At 64.8% G+C, this 17,327-nt stretch carries 15 protein-coding genes and 1 pseudogene; 11 read left to right on the forward strand and 5 right to left on the reverse strand.

All coding sequences use genetic code 11. From position 1 onward, the window contains the following. Positions 1 to 75: 75 nt before the first annotated feature. Both BGO80_RS12890 and BGO80_RS12895 read right to left on the reverse strand, forming a co-directional pair. Positions 76 to 684, reverse strand: a complete 609-nt coding sequence (locus BGO80_RS12890) for a UbiX family flavin prenyltransferase (RefSeq protein ID WP_286721799.1) — start codon at positions 682 to 684, stop codon at positions 76 to 78. Then, positions 681 to 1,940 (reverse strand): annotated as a pseudogene (locus BGO80_RS12895) (UbiD family decarboxylase); the annotation flags it as partial. The gene BGO80_RS12890 and the pseudogene BGO80_RS12895, both read right to left, overlap by 4 nt. Between BGO80_RS12895 and BGO80_RS12900 the strand changes: the two are divergent. The 8 genes from BGO80_RS12900 to BGO80_RS12935 all read left to right on the forward strand — a co-directional run bounded on the left by BGO80_RS12900 (position 1,924) and on the right by BGO80_RS12935 (position 7,978). Beyond that, complete coding sequence (locus tag BGO80_RS12900; protein ID WP_286723105.1) at positions 1,924 to 2,070, forward strand: hypothetical protein; 147 nt, start codon at positions 1,924 to 1,926, stop codon at positions 2,068 to 2,070. The pseudogene BGO80_RS12895 and the gene BGO80_RS12900 overlap by 17 nt on opposite strands. A 3-nt stretch (positions 2,071 to 2,073) precedes the next feature. After that, positions 2,074 to 3,051 carry a ubiquinone anaerobic biosynthesis protein UbiU gene (ubiU, locus tag BGO80_RS12905; protein ID WP_286721800.1) on the forward strand — a complete coding sequence of 326 codons (978 nt, stop codon included), beginning with the start codon at positions 2,074 to 2,076 and terminating at the stop codon, positions 3,049 to 3,051. A gap of 2 nt (positions 3,052 to 3,053) precedes the next feature. Then, the gene (ubiV, locus tag BGO80_RS12910) at positions 3,054 to 3,959 is read left to right on the forward strand and encodes a ubiquinone anaerobic biosynthesis protein UbiV (RefSeq protein ID WP_286721801.1); all 906 of its coding nucleotides are present in this window, start codon (positions 3,054 to 3,056) and stop codon (positions 3,957 to 3,959) included. Further along, entirely contained in the window at positions 3,956 to 4,369 is a 414-nt protein-coding gene (locus tag BGO80_RS12915; protein ID WP_353744206.1) for a YbaN family protein, read from the forward strand. Before ubiV ends, BGO80_RS12915 begins: the two co-directional genes overlap by 4 nt. A gap of 93 nt (positions 4,370 to 4,462) precedes the next feature. Next, a complete protein-coding gene (locus tag BGO80_RS12920) occupies positions 4,463 to 4,846 on the forward strand; it encodes a winged helix-turn-helix domain-containing protein (protein WP_353744207.1) in 384 nt (127 codons plus the stop codon). A 78-nt stretch (positions 4,847 to 4,924) separates the two neighbouring features. After that, positions 4,925 to 5,653 carry a molybdate ABC transporter substrate-binding protein gene (gene modA, locus BGO80_RS12925; RefSeq protein ID WP_286721802.1) on the forward strand — a complete coding sequence of 243 codons (729 nt, stop codon included), beginning with the start codon at positions 4,925 to 4,927 and terminating at the stop codon, positions 5,651 to 5,653. Then, positions 5,650 to 6,333, forward strand: coding sequence for a molybdate ABC transporter permease subunit (modB, locus tag BGO80_RS12930; protein WP_126149750.1), 684 nt, complete (start codon positions 5,650 to 5,652; stop codon positions 6,331 to 6,333). The genes modA and modB overlap by 4 nt, the downstream gene beginning before the upstream one ends. A 157-nt stretch (positions 6,334 to 6,490) precedes the next feature. Next, complete coding sequence (locus BGO80_RS12935; protein WP_286721803.1) at positions 6,491 to 7,978, forward strand: ABC transporter substrate-binding protein; 1,488 nt, start codon at positions 6,491 to 6,493, stop codon at positions 7,976 to 7,978. A 214-nt stretch (positions 7,979 to 8,192) separates the two neighbouring features. On the opposite strand, the gene BGO80_RS12940 is transcribed toward BGO80_RS12935, so the two are convergent. Further along, the gene (locus BGO80_RS12940) at positions 8,193 to 8,645 is read right to left on the reverse strand and encodes an Lrp/AsnC family transcriptional regulator (RefSeq protein ID WP_286723026.1); all 453 of its coding nucleotides are present in this window, start codon (positions 8,643 to 8,645) and stop codon (positions 8,193 to 8,195) included. 136 nt (positions 8,646 to 8,781) lie between these two features. Between BGO80_RS12940 and BGO80_RS12945 the strand changes: the two genes are divergently transcribed. Then, positions 8,782 to 11,154, forward strand: coding sequence for a thiamine pyrophosphate-binding protein (locus BGO80_RS12945; RefSeq protein WP_286721804.1), 2,373 nt, complete (start codon positions 8,782 to 8,784; stop codon positions 11,152 to 11,154). A 22-nt stretch (positions 11,155 to 11,176) separates the two neighbouring features. Here BGO80_RS12945 and BGO80_RS12950 read toward each other — a convergent pair whose 3' ends face one another. Beyond that, positions 11,177 to 11,644: an Lrp/AsnC family transcriptional regulator gene (locus BGO80_RS12950; RefSeq protein ID WP_286721805.1), complete on the reverse strand. Its 468-nt coding sequence runs from the start codon at positions 11,642 to 11,644 to the stop codon at positions 11,177 to 11,179. Positions 11,645 to 11,764: 120 nt separating this feature from the next. Between BGO80_RS12950 and putA the strand changes: the two genes are divergently transcribed. Both putA and BGO80_RS12960 read left to right on the forward strand, forming a co-directional pair. Continuing rightward, positions 11,765 to 15,142: a bifunctional proline dehydrogenase/L-glutamate gamma-semialdehyde dehydrogenase PutA gene (putA, locus tag BGO80_RS12955; protein ID WP_286721806.1), complete on the forward strand. Its 3,378-nt coding sequence runs from the start codon at positions 11,765 to 11,767 to the stop codon at positions 15,140 to 15,142. A gap of 297 nt (positions 15,143 to 15,439) precedes the next feature. Continuing rightward, entirely contained in the window at positions 15,440 to 16,540 is a 1,101-nt protein-coding gene (locus BGO80_RS12960) for a M24 family metallopeptidase (RefSeq protein ID WP_286721807.1), read from the forward strand. On the opposite strand, the gene BGO80_RS12965 is transcribed toward BGO80_RS12960, so the two are convergent. Further along, positions 16,537 to 17,295: a DeoR/GlpR family DNA-binding transcription regulator gene (locus BGO80_RS12965; RefSeq protein ID WP_286723028.1), complete on the reverse strand. Its 759-nt coding sequence runs from the start codon at positions 17,293 to 17,295 to the stop codon at positions 16,537 to 16,539. The two genes, BGO80_RS12960 and BGO80_RS12965, sit on opposite strands and share 4 nt — an antisense overlap. Positions 17,296 to 17,327 lie beyond the last annotated feature (32 nt).

Below are 17,327 nucleotides of genomic sequence, written 5' to 3' on the forward strand. Positions count from 1 at the left end.
ATCGCGGTCTGGCTGTTAACAAGCTTCGACAGCACCAAATAAGGCGCAGCCTCCGGGCTGCGCTTTTTATTTGTGCTAGGTGTCGGCAAGTGTGGACGCGCTGGTGTCCTCGCCGGCCCAGGGCGTGGCCTGGTCGGGGATATCGAGGGACAGAAGGTCGATGGCGCGGGCGGCGAGGTGGTGGGTGATGTCGGCTATGGTTCTGGGGCGCTGGTAGAAGGCGGGGACCGGCGGCAGGAGGATGGCGCCCATTTCGGTTGCCGCCACCATATTGCGCAGATGCCCGAGATGCAGCGGGGTCTCCCGCGGCATGAGCACGAGGCGACGGCGCTCCTTGAGATGGACATCGGCAGCGCGGACAATGAGATTGTCTGAGAGGCCCATGGCAATGGCGGCGAGGGTGCGCATCGAGCAGGGGGCGACGATCATGCCCGCGGTGCGGAAGGAGCCGCTGGCAATGGTGGCGCCGATATCGGCGGCGTCATGCGTGTGGTCGGCGGCGGCGGCGACGCGATCGGGACCATCCGGCCCGACCTCGTGAACCAAGGTGCGGATGGCGGAATTGGAAACCACCGCATGGGTTTCGATGGTGGCAAAGGGCGCCAGCCGTTCGAGAATGGTGAGGCCCAGCGCCGCGCCCGAGGCGCCGGTAATGGCGACGACCACCCGCTGAACCCGGCTCATCGATCCAATCCCAGTTCCGACCAGATGGCGTCGACGCCGGCCATGGTGGCGGCGTCCATGTCCAGCTTGCGGCCCCATTGCCGGCTGGTTTCGGCGCCGATCTTGTTGGTGGCATCGAGGCCGAGCTTGCCGCCCAGGCCCGGTTGGGCCGAGGCGAAGTCGAGATAGTCGATAGGCGTGTCGGGCACGACGACGAGATCGCGCGGCGCATCGAACCGGGTGGTGAGCGCCCAGATGACATCGCTCCAGTTGCGCACGTCGATATCGGGATCCACGGTGATGATCAGCTTGGTCATGCTGAACTGGGCCAGCATCGACCACAGGCCCATCATGACGCGGCGGGCCTGGCCGGGATAGCGCTTGTCGATGGACACCACCATGGCGCGATAGGAGCAGGCCTCGGGCGGCAGCCACAGATCGACGATCTCTGGAATCTGGCGCCTGGCCAGCGGCACGAAGAGCGGCGTCATCGCTTCGCCCAGCCGCGAGGGCTCGTCGGGTGGGCGGCCGGTATAGGTGGAGAGATAGATGGGATCGCGGCGCGACGTGATGGCCGAGACCTGCATGACCGGGAAATTCTCGACCGAGTTGTAGTAGCCGGTATGGTCGCCATAAGGGCCTTCGGGGGCGGTTTCATGGGCCGAGACGCGGCCCTCGATGATGATCTCGGCATTGGCGGGGACGGGCAAGTCGACGCTGACCGCCTGCGCCACCTGGCCCGGCTTGCGGCGCAGGATCCCGGCAAAGGCGAGTTCGCTGAGCCCGTCGGGCAGCGGCATGACGGCAGCGAGAATGGTGGCGGGATCGGCGCCGATGGCTACGGCCACCGGCATGTCCTCGCCCCGGGCCTGCCACAGGCGGTGGTGCCGGGCGCCGCCGCGACCGGGCAGCCAGCGCATGATGGTGCGATCCGGGCCCAGGACCTGCATGCGGTAAATGCCGACATTGACGTCGTCGGGATCGTCGGGCGCGCGGGTGATGACCAGGGGCCAGGTGATGAGCGGGGCTGGCTCGCCCGGCCAGCACCACTGGATCGGCAAGGCGCCGAGGTCGATGTCGCGGCCCCTGTGCACCACCGCCTGGCAGGGTGGGCGGGCGACGCTCTTGGTGCGCATGGCAAGCGCCGCGCTCAGCAGGTCGCGCTGTCCCCAGGCATCGCTGAGGCTGCGCGGCGGGCGCGGGGCGCGCATATCGGCCATGGCCTCGCCCAATTGCGGCAGATCGGCGGGGTCGAGGCCCATGCCCAAAGCGACGCGTTCCAGCGCCTCGCTCCTGCCCCGGTTCGACCTGCCGCGAGACCTCTCCGGCCTTGCCGGGCCCCTGGCCAATCCAGTGCGGCGAGCCGCCGAATTCGTGCGGGATCGCGCTCTGGCAGGGCAGGGTTGAGTCATGGAACTGATCTGCCCCGCCGGCACCCCGGCTGCCTATCGCGAAGCCGTCGAGGCCGGCGCTGACGCGGTCTATTGCGGCTTCCGCAACGAAACCAATGCCCGCAATTTTCCCGGGCTCAATTTCAGCCGCGCCGAGATGGCAGAGGCGGTAGCCTTCGGCAAATCGCGTGGCGTAGAGACCTATGTCGCGCTCAATACGTTCATGCGCGCCGGCAATGAGGCGCTGTGGTACGGCGCCGCCGATGACGCCGTTGCGGCGGGAGCGGATGCACTGATCCTCGCCGACATGGCGCTGATGGATTATGTGGCGACGCGCTATCCTGAACAGCGCCTGCATGTCTCGGTGCAGGCCTCGGCCTCCAATGCCGATGCCATCAATTTTCTGGTCGAGAGCTTTGGCGCCAAGCGCCTGGTGCTGCCGCGGGTACTGACCGTGGCCGAGATCGCCGCCATCGCCAGCCAGGTCGATTGCGAGCTCGAGGTCTTTGCCTTTGGCGGGCTCTGCGTCATGGCCGAGGGGCGCTGCTCGCTCTCCTCCTACATCACTGGCCGGTCACCCAATATGCAGGGTGTCTGTTCGCCTGCCAGCCATGTGCATTACCGCAAGGACGGCACCGACATGGTGTCGGAGCTGGGCGAATTCACCATCAACCGGTTCGCCGAGCACGAACCGGCGGGCTATCCCACGCTCTGCAAGGGGCGCTTCCATATTGCCGACAGCGAGGCCTATGCCTTCGAGGACCCGGTGAGCCTGGATGTGATGGATCATCTCGATGCCCTGCAAAAGGCCGGGGTGACGGCGCTCAAGATCGAGGGGCGGCAGCGCGGCAAGGCCTATGTCGCCGAAGTCGTCTCGAGCCTGCGCAAGGCATTGTCGGGGGTGCCGGAGGCGCGCGCTGCCCATCTCTCGCAATTGCGCCGGTTGAGCGAGGGCCAACGCACCACCTCTGGTGCCTATGAAAAGAAGTGGCGCTGAACATGGGCGACACAAAGCAACTCAAGATCACGCTGGGGCCGGTTCCCTATCTTTGGGACGGCGAGAAGTGGCGTGATTTCTATTATCGCATCGCGGAGTCGGGGCATGTCGATGCGGTAACGCTGGGTGAAGTGGTCTGTTCCAAGCGTGACCATTTCACCCAGCCCTTCCTTCCTCAGGTGGTCGAGCGCCTGGAGATGGCTGGCAAATCCGTCGCCCTCGCCAGCCTGGCGCTGGTGACGCAGGAGCGTGAGATCAAGGCGACGCGCAAGCGCGCCGAGAGCGGTGCGCTGATCGAAGCCAATGACCTGTCGAGCCTGCGCCTCCTGTCAGGGCGGCCGCATCTCGTCGGCCCCTTCGTCAATGTCTATAACGGCGCGACGGCGCGGCTTCTGGCCCGCAAGGGGGCCACCCGCATCTGCCTCGGGCCGGAATTGCCGGCCGCCTCCATCGCCGCCATTACCGCCGATGCGCCTGATATCGACTATGAAATCATCGCCTTTGGCCGCATGCCCCTGGCGATCTCGGCGCGCTGCGCCCATGCCCGCGCCAAGGGACACAGCAAGGACAATTGCCAGTTCGTATGCCGCGAGGAACCGGACGGGCTCGATGTCGATACGCTTGATGGCCAGGCATTCCTCACCATCAATGGCGTGCAGACCATGTCGCGCCATTGCCAGGTGCTGCTGGGCGCGCTGCCGCGGCTTGCTGAAATCGGCATTACCCATCTGCGCCTGTCGCCGCAGGATTGCGACATGGCCGCCGTGGCAGCGCTCTATGCGCAGGTGCGCGACGGGTTGATGGACGCTGACGAGGGCGTCGCCAAATTGCGCGAGATTTATTCCGGCGCCGTGTTCGCCAATGGCTTCATGCATGGCCAGCCGGGCATGAACTGGATTGCTGCATGAACACGTCTTCGCCCAAGCGCCAGCCTCTGAGCCCGCTCAAGCGCCATATGCTCACCGCCCTTGGCATAGTCATGCTGGGGCTGGGCGCGCTGGGAGCGGTGCTGCCGCTCTTGCCGACAACGCCGTTTCTGCTCGCCGCCGCCGCCTGCTTTTCCCGGTCGTTTCCGCGGCTCGAGCGCTGGCTGCTCAATCACAAGCGCCTGGGTCCACCGCTGCGCGCCTGGCGGCAGTCGGGCGCCATTTCGCGGCGGGCCAAGGCCATGGCGGTTGGCGCCATGCTGGTGAGCTATGCAATCTTCCTCGTGACCACCGATGTGTCCCTTGCCTTGCAGGCCTTGGTGGCAGTGGTGATGAGTTGCTGCTCGACCTTTATCCTCAGCCGGCCCAATGCCGATGCGATCGGCCCATAGGCGCTGCCGCAGAGCCGCTGAACCACAATCGATTGTCGCCCTTGCCGGTTCGGGCTAGAGATTTTGCGCGCCTGGCGCAGAGGAAACCATCGCTTGGACCAGAAAACCCCGCCATCGCCCGAAAAGACTCTGTTGGGGACCGGCCTCGGGCATTTGCGCGTGGTGCTGTCGGACACGGCCTATATCGGGCCGGGGCGGGCCGACCTTCTCGATGGCATCACCCGCACCGGGTCGATCGCGGCGGCGGGCAAGGCCATGGGCATGAGCTATAAGCGCGCCTGGAGCCTCGTGCAGGCGCTCAATGACGGTTTTGGCGCGCCGCTGGTGCTGTCGAGCCGGGGTGGCGCAACGCAAGGCGGGGCGGTGCTGACCCCGCTGGGACAGGCAGTGCTCGCGCATTATCGCGCCATGCAGGCGAAAACCGAAGCAGCCATTGCCGAGGACGTGGCGGCGCTGCGCGCTCTGCTCGTTCGATAGGTTTTTTCGAACATATCGCTTGCGCTGCGGCGTGAAGTTGGCCATCGATATGCACGTAAAAACATATCGGGGGCTGCCTTGTCGCGTCTGTTGCTTTCCCTTGCCGTGCTTGCGGCCACCGCTGTGCCCAGCTGGGCCGAAACGGTGCATGTCGCCGTTGCAGCCAATTTCACCGCCGTCGCCGAGGACCTGTCGGCCAAGTTCGAGGCCGAGACCGGGCACGATGTGGAACTGAGTTTCGGCGCCACCGGCCAGCTCTATACCCAGATCACCCAGGCCGCGCCCTTCGGCGTTTTCCTTGCCGCCGATACGGCACGGCCGCAAAAGGCCATCGATGAAGGCTTTGGCGTCGAGGGCAGCTTCTTCGTCTATGCCGAAGGTCGGCTGGTGCTCTATGGTCCGGGGCGCGACATGAGCGATGGCGAGGCCGCGCTCAAGGCCGACTTCAACAAGATCGCCATTGCCGATCCGGCCGCCGCACCCTATGGCAAGGCCGCTGTCGAAACGCTGACCGCGCTGGGGCTCTATGAGACGCTGCAGCCAAAAATCGTGCAGGGTGAGAACATTTCCCAGACGCTGCAATTCGTCGAAACCGGCAATGCCGAACTCGGCTTCGTCGCCGCCAGCCAGGTGCTGGGCAAGGCCGACCAGTGGCTGGTTCCGGCCGAGATGCACACGCCCATCGCCCAGGGCGCGGTATTGCTGAAGTCCGAGGCCGAAAACCCGGCGGCGCTGGCCTTTATCGCCTATCTGCGCTCCGATGCAGCCGTGGCCGTGATCGAAGCGGCGGGCTATTCGGTGCCATGATTGATCTGACGGGCATATGGTCGCCGATCGCGCTTACCCTGTCGCTTGCCGCAGTGGTGACCTTCATGCTCGTCCTTATCGGCAGCCCCATCGCCTGGTGGCTGGCGCGCGGCGATGGGCGCGGCAAGGCGGTGGTGGGGGCGCTGGTGACCCTGCCCATGGTGCTGCCGCCCACCGTGCTCGGCTTTTACCTGTTGCTGGCGCTCGGTCCCAACGGACCGGGCGGCGCGCTGGCCGGGCTCTGGGGCGCACGCACCCTGGCCTTTTCCTTCACCGGTCTGGTGATCGGCTCGGTCATCGCCTCATTGCCCTTCATGGTGCAGCCGCTGCGCAATGCCTTTGCCGCCATTCCCGAGGAGGTGCTGGAGGCCGCCGCTTCCCTCGGCGCCAAGACGCCGCAAACCTTTGCTCGCATCGTGCTGCCGCTGGCCATGCCCGGCTATCTGGTCGGCGCCATCATGGCCTTTGCCCATACGGTGGGCGAATTCGGCGTGGTGCTGATGATCGGCGGCAATATTCCGGGCCAGACCAAGGTGCTCTCCATCGCCATCTACGACTTTGTCGAGCGGCTGGAATGGGAGAAGGCGCATATGCTGGCCGGCGGCATGGTGCTGTTCGCTTTCCTCGTGATCTTCACCACCCTGGCGGTCAACCGCCGCGCCCTGTCGCGGGCCGGCTAAGCCACTGACATTGAAAATCTTTCTTCAATGATGTCGAGCGCGAACAATCATGCTCACGCTATGGTAAGAGACGCAAAGGAAACCCCAGCGGCGCAGTGGAGATTCTGCGGCCATGGGGCTATCGTCACGCCAGCCCTCATTCACAAGAGATCACCCCATGACCATCAAGCATCTCACCTTCGCGGCCGCCCTGCTGGCCGGTGCCAGCCTCTCCTCGCTTGCCCTGGCGCAGAGCGTCAATCCCGACGCCACCATCCGCATCGGCTCGCTCTACGAGCCGCAGAACCTCGACAACACCGCCGGCGCCGGCCAGGGCATCAACGAAGCCTTCAACGGCAATGTCTATGAAGCCCTGTTCCAGCTGACCGATGCCGGCTCGGTCGAGCCCAAGCTGGTGGAGAGCTACGAAGCAAGCGAAGACGGGCTGACCTATACGTTCAAGCTCAAGCCCGGCGTCACCTTCCATTCCGGCGATCCGCTGACCGCAGCCGATGTGAAATATTCCATCGAGCGCGTCACTGCCGAAGCCTCCAAGAGCTCGCGCAAGAAGAGCCTCTCGACCATTACCGGCATCGAGACCCCCGACGACCAGACGGTGGTGATCACGCTGTCGACCCGCTCGATCTCGCTGCCCTATAACCTCTCCTATGTGTGGATCGTCAACGACGCGGCGGCCGATATCACCGCCACCGAAGACGGCACCGGTCCCTATACGCTGGAAGAATGGCGCCGCGGTTCGGCGCTGGCCCTGTCGCGTTTCGATGGCTATTGGGGTGATGCTGCCAGCAATGGCGAAGTGGTCTACACCTATTTCACCGACGCCACCGCGCTCAACAATGCGCTGCTGACCAATGCGGTCGATATCATCACCTCGGTGCAGAGCCCGGATTCCCTGGCCCAGTTTGCCGATAATCCGGCCTACACGGTGACCGAAGGCGCCTCGACCACCAAGGAATTGCTGGCCTATAATGACCGCGTCGCCCCCTTCGACAATGTCAAGGTGCGCAAGGCCCTGGCGCGCGCCACCGACAAGGCGCGCCTGCTGAACTCCATCTGGGGCGACTATGGCACCCTGATCGGCTCCTTCGTGCCGCCGACCGATCCCTGGTATGTCGATCTGACCGGCGTCGATGCCTATGACGTCGAGAGCGCCAAGGCCCTGCTCGCCGAAGCCGGCTATCCCGATGGCTTCGAATTCACCCTCGATACGCCCGACTACGATCCGCATCCGATCGTCGCGCAGTTCCTGCAGACCGAATATGCCAAGATTGGCGTCACGGTGAATATCAACATCATCACCGCCAATGAGTGGTATACCAAGATCTACCAGGAGAAGAATTTCGAGGCGACGCTGCAGGAGCACGTCAACCACCGCGATATCGTCTTCTACGGCAATCCCGACTTCTACTGGGGCTATAACAATCCCGACGTGGTCAAACTGATCGCCGACGCGGAAGCCGCTTCGAGCGAAGCCGAGCAGACCGAAAAGCTCACCGAAGCCAACAAGATCATCGCCGAAGACGCGGCCGGCAACTGGCTCTATCTCTTCCCGCAGATCGTGGTCTCGGCCGCCAATGTCACCGGCTACCCGGTCAATGGCCTCAACGCCCAATTCTTCGCCTACGACATCGAAAAGGCTGAGTAATCGCGAGGCGATGATGAGCCCTCTCTCGGGATCGGGGGAGGGGGCTCCATCGCCTCCCTCCCCCTTGAGGGGAGGGAATGAGGGTGGAGGTCCATCGGTGGATCACAAAACGACCCCCACCCCAGCTCTGCTAGGCCTTTGGGCCAAGCGACGCTACCCTCCCCTCAAGGGGAGGGAGAGCGGGAGCCGCGAGTTCCGCTAGGTTACAAATGACCTAAATCGGCAATACCCGCGAAAACTTGACGGCCCCTAGCGAAAAACTGCTTTCGATGGAGGCGACGCCCTCGAGTTGCGTCAGTTTCTCACGCAGGAAATGCTCATAGGCTTCGAGATCGGCGCAGACGACGCGCAAGAGGAAGTCGTATTGCCCGGTCATCAGATAGCACTCCATCACCTCCGGCCAACGGGCAATGGCGGCGCCGAAGGCGTCGAGATTATCGGCGCGCTGGCGTTCGAGCTTGATGGAAATGAAGACCGAAACCGGCAGGCCCACCGCTTTCTGCTCGATATTGGCGCTATAGCCCGAGAGCACCCCGGCGCGTTCCAACTGCCTTAAGCGGCGCAGGCAGGGCGAAGGCGACAGGCCCACCTTGTCGGCCAGCGCCTGGATGGTGAGCCGCCCATCTTCCTGCAGTGCCCGCAGAATCCGGCGATCCACTGCGTCAATGCCATTTGGGGTGGTTTCTGCCAATTTGCTGCCAATACCTTATCAAATCATGCGCCAAATTGGGCGGATTCAACCAAAATAGACAAGAAATTTGTCGCCGCAAGGTGCAGTCTCGGCTCGTTGTGAGGAGGATTGTATGGGTTCGGAAACGATTGGGCGCGTCGAGGCCATTGAGGCGCTGACCAAAAAATCGCTGTGGCTGGCCAGCTGGATGATCCATCACGCCAACCATATCCGGCCCAATGTGGATGGCGTGAAGGTGGGTGGGCACCAGGCCAGTTCCGCCTCCATGGCCGCCTTGCTTTCAACGCTTTATTTCGGCGTGCTGAAGCCCGAGGACCGGGTGGCGGTGAAGCCGCATGCCGCGCCTGTATTCCACGCCATCCAATATCTGATGGGCCGGCAGAGCCGCGAAAAGCTCATCGATTTCCGTGCCTTTGGCGGCGCGCAATCCTATCCCTCGCGCACCAAGGACACCGACGACGTCGACTTCTCCACCGGCTCGGTGGGGCTGGGCGTGGCCTTTTCCGCCTTTGCCTCGATGATCCAGGACTATGTCCGGGCCAAGGACTGGGCCCGCAAGGATGTCGCCGAAGGCCGGATGATTGCGCTGGCCGGCGATGCCGAGCTCGACGAGGGCAATATCTACGAATGCCTGCTCGAAGGCTGGAAGCACGGGCTGCGCAATTGCTGGTGGATCATCGACTATAACCGGCAGAGCCTCGACGGGGTGGTGCGCGAAGGGCTTTACGAGCGGATCGAGGCCATTTTCAGCGCTTTCGGCTGGACGGTGGTGACGCTCAAATATGGGGCGTTGCAACGCGCCGCCTTTGCCGAACCCGGCGGCGAGCAGCTCAAGGCCTGGATCAATGCCTGCCCCAATGCGCTCTATTCGGCGCTGATGTTCCGCGGTGGCGCCGCCTGGCGCGAGCGGCTCAGCGACGAAATCGGCGATCAGGGGCCGGTCTCGGCGCTATTGGCGCGGCGCACTGACGAGGAATTGGCGGCGCTGATGGCCAATCTCGGCGGGCACTGTGTCGAAAGCCTGCTCGAACAGTTCGAGGCGGCGGGCAGCGACCAGCCGACCGTGTTCATCGCCTATACCGTCAAGGGCTGGGGGACCCCGCTGGCCGGTCACAAGGACAACCATGCCGGGCAGATGACTGCGGCGCAGATGGCGCAATTGCAGGCCGCCCACAAGGTGCGGGCCGGCCATGAATGGGAAAAGCTGGAAGGGCTGGAAAAAGCCACGGCGCTCGAGGCGTTTCTGGCAACAGTGCCGTTCAACAGCGAAAAATCGCGCCGCCTGACCTCGCCGGCCGTGCCCACGATCGGGCCGCAATTCATCGGCACCGGCGCGACGTCGACGCAGGCGGCCTTCGGCAAAATTCTCGATGCCATCGCCAGGACCGACAGTCCGCTGGCGCAGCGCATCGTCACCACCTCGCCCGACGTAACCGTCTCGACCAATCTCGGCGCCTGGGTGAACCGGCGCAATCTCTTCGCCTCGGACGAAATGGCGGACCTGTTCCAGAAGGAAGCCATTCCCTCCACGCAGAAGTGGCGCTTCGGCCCCGATGGCCAGCATATGGAGCTGGGCATTGCCGAGATGAACCTGTTCCTGATGCTCGGGGCGGCCGGGCTTAGCCATTCCCTGTTCGGGGAGCGCCTGCTGCCCATCGGCACGCTCTATGATCCGTTCATCGCCCGCGGCCTCGATGCGCTCAATTATGCCTGCTACCAGGATGCGCGCTTCCTGTTGGTGGCGACGCCATCGGGCGTGTCGCTGGCCGGTGAGGGCGGTGCGCATCAGTCGATTTCCTCGCCGCTGATCGGCATGGCCCAGGATGGATTGGCCAGCTTCGAGCCGGCCTTTGCCGACGAGCTGGCGGTGATCATGGATTGGGCTTTCGACTATATGCAGCGCTCTGGCGATGCCCGCCCGGACCTGGCGGATTGGCCGCGCGATGTCACCGGCGGCTCCGTCTATTTGCGCCTCTCCACCCGCGCCCTGGAGCAGGTGCCGCGCCAGGTCGATGCCGATCTCTCGCGGAACATCATTCGTGGCGCTTATTGGCTGAAGCCACCGACGCCCGAATGCACCACTGTTATCGCCTATCAGGGCGTGCTGGCCAGCGAGGCCATTGCCGCCGCGGCCGAAATCGGTGGTGACCGGCGCAATGTGGCCGTGCTGGCCGTGACGTCGGCCGATCGTCTCAATGCCGGTTGGCAGGCGGCGCAGCGCGGCCGGTTGCATGGCGAAAGCCCCGAGCCCAGCCATATCGAGGCCCTGTTGGCCGAGGTGCCGCAGGCGGCCGGTATCGTCACCGCCATCGACGCGCATCCGGCAACCTTGGGGTGGCTAGGCAGCGTGCTCGGTCATCGCACCATGGCGCTGGGGGTGGAGCATTTCGGCCAGACCGGCACGGTCAATGACCTCTATCGCCATTTCGACATCGATGCCCGCGCCATCGTACAGGCGGCCCGCGCGGCGACCGGGCGGCGATAGGCCTCGCAGGCGGTTGCGCAAACTACTCCGCGTCGTCCTTGACCGCTTCCATGGAGACATGGGTGGAGGTGTGGGCGACGTGGGGCAGGGCGGAGATCTTTTCGCCCAGCACTTCGCGATAGGCGGCAATGTCCTTGGTGCGCACCTTGAGCAGGTAATCGAAGCTCGAAGCGATCATATGCGCCTGTTCGACTTCGGGCAGGGCCCGCACGGCCTTGTTGAAGGCTTCGAGTGCCGCCTTGCGGGTGTCGCTGAGCCGCACCTCCACAAAGGCCACATGCGGCAGGCCCAGCCGGGTCGGGTCGATGACAGCGCGATAGCCGAGGATGAATCCATCCTGTTCCAGCCGGTGAATGCGCGCCTGGCATGGGGTTTTGGAGAGGTTGACGCGCCGGCTGAGCTCGGCAACGCTGATCCGGCCATTTTGCGCCAGTTCTGCAAGGATTTTGCGGTCGGTCTGGTCCAAAGGCCTGTCGGTGGCGGAGTTCATGGGCGAAAGTCCTGCTGGAAACGCAATTTCAGTAGCATAGTTCCTCGACTGGCCACCAGATCAGGCGAAAAGCCTCTGAAAGGTCTGGCAGATTAGCCGGACAGCCACCGAGCCCCCGCCATGAGCCATCCCGTCGATCGCGCCGCCCTTCATGCCCGTCTCCATGCCGATGAGACGGCCCTGGTCAAAACTCTGATCGCGGAGACCGGGCTCGACACCGCCCAGCGCCAGAGCATTTCCCATAATGCGGCGCAATTGGTGGAGGCGGTTCGCAAGGGGCGCAAGCTGGGGCTGATGGAGAGTTTCCTCGCCGAATATGGCCTCGACAGCGAAGAGGGTGTGGCGCTGATGTCGCTGGCCGAGGCGCTGCTGCGCGTGCCCGACAGCGAAACGGTGGATGCGCTGATTCATGACAAGGTCGGCGGTGCCGACTGGGCCCGCCATTTCGGCGGCTCACCGAGCCCCTTGGTGAACTTCTCGTCCTGGGCGCTCAACCTCACCGCCGATGTGCTGGGCGATCCCGAAGTGGGGCCGAAAAGCGCTTTGCATCGGGCCGTGGCGCGGCTCGGCGAGCCGGTGATCCGCGCGGCGGTGAGCCAGGCCATGCGGCTGATGGGCAGCCAGTTCGTCTTCGGGCGCACCATTGACGAGGCCATCGTCCATGCCAGGAAGCCCGAGGCGGAGGGCTATCGCTATTCTTATGACATGCTGGGCGAAGCCGCCCGCACCGGCGAAGATGCCCGGCGTTATTTCGACGCCTATATGCGCGCCATTACCGCCTTGGCGCCCCATTGCGTTCATGGCGCGGTGCGCGACAATCCCGGCATTTCCGTCAAGCTCAGCGCCCTGCATCCGCGCTACGAAATCGGCCAGCGCGACAGGGTGATGACCGAACTGGTGGCGATGACGCGCGAACTGGCCATTGTCGCGGCGCGCGCCAATATGGGGTTCAATATCGACGCCGAAGAGGCCGACCGGCTGGACCTGTCGCTCGATGTCATCGAGGCTGTGCTGGCCACGCCAGAACTGGCGGGCTGGACCGGCTTCGGCGTGGTGGTGCAGGCCTATGGCATGCGGGTGCTGCCGCTGATCGACTGGCTCGACCAGACAGCGGCGCGGCTCGACCGGCGCATCATGGTTCGGCTGGTCAAAGGCGCCTATTGGGATGCCGAGGTCAAGCGCGCGCAGGTGCTGGGCCTGCCGGGCTATCCGGTGTTCACCCGCAAGGCGTCCACCGATGTCAGCTATATTGCGGCGGCGCGAAAGCTGTTTGCGGCGCAAAATATCTATCCGCAATTTGCCAGCCACAATGCCCATACGGCGGCGGCGGTGCTGCATCTGGCGGCCGAGGCCGGGCGCTTCAATGACAGCTACGAATTCCAGCGCCTGCATGGCATGGGCGAGCAGCTGCACGAGGTGCTTCGCACCAATCACGGCACAACCACCCGCATCTATGCGCCGGTAGGACCGCACAAGGATCTCTTGGCCTATCTGGTGCGCCGCCTGCTCGAAAACGGCGCCAATGGCTCCTTCGTCTATCAGATCGCCGATGCCGATATCCCGGCGGCGCAGGTCGCCGAAGACCCGATCGGCAAGCTGCTGGCGCTCGGCCATGCCATTGCCAATCCGGCCATTCCGGCGCCCAGCGCCATTTTTGCGCCCCGGCAGAATTCGCGTGGGCTCGATCTCGCCGACCCGTTGGAGTTCGGCGCCACGGACAAGGCACGCGACGCATTCCGGGTACAGCAGTGGCAGGCGGAGCCGCTCATGGCTAGCCCGCATCTGGGCACGGCAAGCCCGGAGCCGCTGCGCAATCCGGCCGATCATGACGAACTTGTCGGCACGGTGCGCCCTGCCAGTGCCGAGGATGTCGCTGCGGCCATCATAGCGGCTGGGGCGTCCAACTGGGCCTCGACGCCGGTGTCAGAGCGGGCGGCCATGTTGCGCCGCGCCGCTGATATCTACGAGGCCCATGCCGCCGAGTTCTTTGCTCTGCTGGCGCGAGAGGCCGGCAAGAGCTGGGCCGATGCGGTGGCGGAAGTTCGAGAGGCGGTGGATTTCCTCCGCTATTATGCCCAGGAGGCGGCGATGCTGTCAGGCGCGCCGCGCGGCCCCTTTGCCTGCATTTCGCCGTGGAATTTCCCGCTCGCCATCTTCACCGGCCAGATCGCGGCGGCGCTGGTGGCCGGTAATCCGGTTCTGGCCAAGCCGGCCCCGCAGACCCCGCTGATCGCCTTCCGCGCCGTGCAATTGCTCCGCGAGGCCGGTATTCCTGTCGATGCCATCCAGCTCCTGCCCGGTGGCCCGGAGGTGGGTGCGGCATTGACCTCGAATCCCGCCATTGCCGGCGTCGCCTTTACCGGCTCGCTGCCCACGGCGCGGCGGATCGAACAGGCCATGGCCAGCCATCTCGACCCGCAGGCGCCGCTCATCGCCGAAACCGGCGGGCTCAATGCCATGATCGTCGACAGCACCGCGCTGACCGAACAGGCGGTGCGCGATATCCTGGCCTCGGCCTTCCAGTCGGCGGGTCAGCGCTGCTCGGCGCTGCGCATCGTCTATGTGCAGGAGGACGTGGCCGAGCGCACCGTGCATATGCTCAAGGGTGCCATGGACGAGCTGGTGCTGGGCAATCCCTGGCACCTTGCAGCGGATATCGGCCCCATCATCGACAGCGCCGCCCGCGACAAGATCGCTGCCTATATCGCGGCCCGACAAAGCCAGGTGCTGCATGCGCTCTCCGCGCCGGACACGGGCACCTTCATCGCCCCGACGCTGATCGCGGTGGAGGGCATCAAGGCGCTGCCGGAGGAAATCTTCGGGCCGGTGGTGCATGTGGCGACCTTCAAGGGGGATGGCCTCCCCCAGGTCATCGCCGATATCAATGGCTCCGGCTATGGGCTGACCTTTGGCCTGCACACCCGCATTTCCTCCCGCGTGAAGCATCTGGCCGACACGGTTCATGCCGGCAATATCTACGTCAACCGCAACCAGATCGGGGCCGTGGTGGGCAGCCAGCCCTTTGGTGGGGAGGGTCTCTCCGGCACCGGACCCAAGGCCGGCGGCCCGCATTACCTGCCGCGCTTTACGCGCGATGCCCATATCGGGCTGCAGAGCACCGCCTTCGATCTTCCCGGCCCAACCGGGGAGAGCAATCGCCTGCATGCGCTGGGGCGTGGCACGCTCTTGTGCCTGGGGCCAACACCGACGGATCGCGCCGCCCAACAGGTGATGGCCGAGACCGCCGGATGCCGGGCGATAGAAGGTGAACTCGACACGGTCGATCTGACGGCCGGGAACGGCTTTGCCGCCGTGGCCTTCTTTGGCGACAGCGCTGGTCAGCGTGCCGTCCGCCAGGGGCTGAGCCTGCGCACGGGGCCGCTGCTGCCGCTTCTGACCGGGCCCGGCGATCTCCCGCGCCTGCAGATCGAGCGCCATGTCTGCATCGACACCACGGCGGCCGGCGGCAATGCCACGCTGATGGCGGCGGCGCTCTGATGGATGGTGGGGGCCGCGACATGACTGCCGCTAACGGCTTCGTGAATGGCGCGGCGCTGCCCATCCTCTATTACCCCAACACCTGCCGGGCGCGCGTGTGCGATGCGCCGGGCACAGAGTTGGCGATGGTCCTGTCCCTCGGACCCTCGCTTGCGGAGCCGGGCACCTCCTCCTCCCGCCCGGCTCCGCCTCGTTTCCCGCACCATTGCCGAGCACGGCCCGCTATGGGCAGTCTCGTCACTGCGCCCAGGCGCTGATTCCGCTCCCCTTGTCGAACCTGCAAAGGCCAGTCCAGTCATGACCCCAACGCTCTCCACACGCCTCAAAAAGCTGCGGACCCGCATGGCTGCAACCGGCACTGACCTCGTGGTCATCGGCCCCTCGAGCCACATGGTCTATCTGGCCGACCTGTCGCCGCATGGCGATGAGCGCCCGGTTCTCCTGATGGTGAGCCAGGGTTTTGCCGGTTTCCTGATGCCGGCGCTCAATGTCGACAGCGCCCGCCAGCATACCGACCTGCCGTTTTTTCCCTGGGCCGATGCCGAGGGGCCCAATGCGGCGCTCGACGCCCTGATCGCGGCGACTGGGATCGACCGCAATGGCGCATCCATTGTGCTCGACGAAACCATGCGCGCCGATTTTGCGCTGCTGGTGCTCGACGCGCTGCCGGGCGCCAAGCGCCGTTTTACCGCCGACACCGTGGGCTATCTTCGCTCGCGCAAGGATGCCGATGAATATCAGCGGCTCAAGGCTTCGGCGCTGCTCAACGATGCGGCGATGACGGCAGGCTTTGCGGCCTTGCGCGCCGGCGTCACCGAGTTCGAAATCGCCCAGGTGATCGCCGATTTCTACATGGCCAATGGCGCGACCACCGAATTCTGCTCGGTCTGTTTCGGCCCCAATGGCGCTTTCCCGCATCACCATACCGGTGACACCCAGCTCAAGGCGGGCGATGCTGTCCTGATCGACACCGGCTGCCGCGTCGGCGGCTATCCCTCCGACATGACCCGTGTCGGCACCTTTGGCGGCGTGCCCGATGGCTTTGACGCGGTCCATGCCATTCTCGACCGCGCGGTCGAGGCGGCGATCGCGGCAGCCGTGCCAGGTGCAAAGGCGGCCGCCGTCGACAAGGCGGCGCGCGATGTCATCACTGCGGCCGGCTATGGCCCCAACTTCCTGCACCGCACCGGCCATGGTCTCGGCATCGACGTGCACGAGGCGCCCTATATTACCGGCACCAGCGATACCGTGCTGGACGAGGGCATGGTGTTCTCGATCGAACCCGGCATCTATCTCGCCGGCCGCTTCGGGCTTCGGCTCGAGGAGATCGTCATCATCCGCAATGGCGTGGCCGAGATCTTTTCGGAATTGCCACGCGCCAGCGTTACGGCGGGCTAGGCGCCGCTGCCGGTCTCGATCAGTTGCGTGCCGGCTTCGGCGCAGAGGTCGCGGATGGACTTGAGCGGACAGGCATCGGTGATGAAGCTGTGGGCCTGGCTGAGATGGCCGATGCGCACCGGCGCGGTGCGGGTGAATTTGGTGCTGTCCGACACCACGATGACATGGCGCGCATTGGCGATGATCGCCTGCGCCACCTTGACCTCGCGATAATCGAAATCGAGCAATGAGCCGTCGGGATCGATGGCCGAGACGCCGATCACGGCGAAATCGACCTTGAACTGGCGAATGAAATCCACCGCCGCTTCGCCGACGATACCGCCATCGCTGGCGCGCACCACGCCGCCGGCGATCACCACTTCCACCGTCGGCACCATGCGCAAATGATTTGCGACATTGATATTGTTGGTGATCACCATCAACCCGCGATGCTGGCTCAGCGCCTGCGCCACCGCTTCGGTGGTGGTGCCGATATTGATGAACAGCGAGGCATTGTCGGGGATCAGCGCCGCAGCGGCGCGGCCGATGGCGCGTTTTTCAGCCGGGGCAATCTGGCGGCGCGCTTCATATTCGACATTCTCGACGCCCGAGGGATGCATCGCCCCGCCATGGGTGCGCTTGAGCGCACCGCGATCGCACAGGGTGTTGAGATCCTTGCGGATGGTTTGCGGCGTCACCGCAAAGGTTTCGACCAAATGCTCAACCGTCACCTCGCCCATCTGGCGGGCGAGTTCGACGATCTGGGCCTGTCGCATCGATGGTGTGGTCACGCGTCACCTGCTTTCGT

This window comes from Devosia sp. 63-57 (assembly GCF_001899045.1).
Classification (GTDB): Bacteria; Pseudomonadota; Alphaproteobacteria; order Rhizobiales; family Devosiaceae; genus Devosia; species Devosia equisanguinis.